A 290-nucleotide genomic window follows, 5' to 3' on the forward strand; every position below is an offset into this window, starting at 1 on the left:
TATGGAATGGCAATTAAAAATGCATGCCACTTGCCGTCTCTAGTTATTGTTGTAATAAAGATTCTTTGTATCGAAAGCTTTCTCCGGTAAACATTAATAAATGAGAATGATGAATCAATCGGTCAATAACGGCTTCTGTTAGAATGGGGTCACCGAAAACATGGTTCCATTGACCGAACTGAAGGTTAGTTGTTATTAATAGACTACGGTTTTCGTAGCACATAGATATCACTTGAAATAACAGTTCTGCACCTTCTTTATTTAAGGGGATATATCCTAATTCGTCGAGT

1 protein-coding gene is annotated in these 290 nt (G+C 36.2%); it reads right to left on the reverse strand.

The window, feature by feature from the left end; all coding sequences use genetic code 11:
- Window positions 1–43 precede the first annotated feature (43 nt).
- Window positions 44–290: ATP-binding protein (locus ACHABW_RS26065; protein WP_435759959.1), on the reverse strand; the 247-nt coding region annotated here is incomplete at its 5' end.

It is taken from the genome of Salipaludibacillus sp. CF4.18 (genome assembly GCF_051262595.1).
Classification (GTDB): domain Bacteria; phylum Bacillota; class Bacilli; order Bacillales; family Salisediminibacteriaceae; genus Salipaludibacillus; species Salipaludibacillus neizhouensis.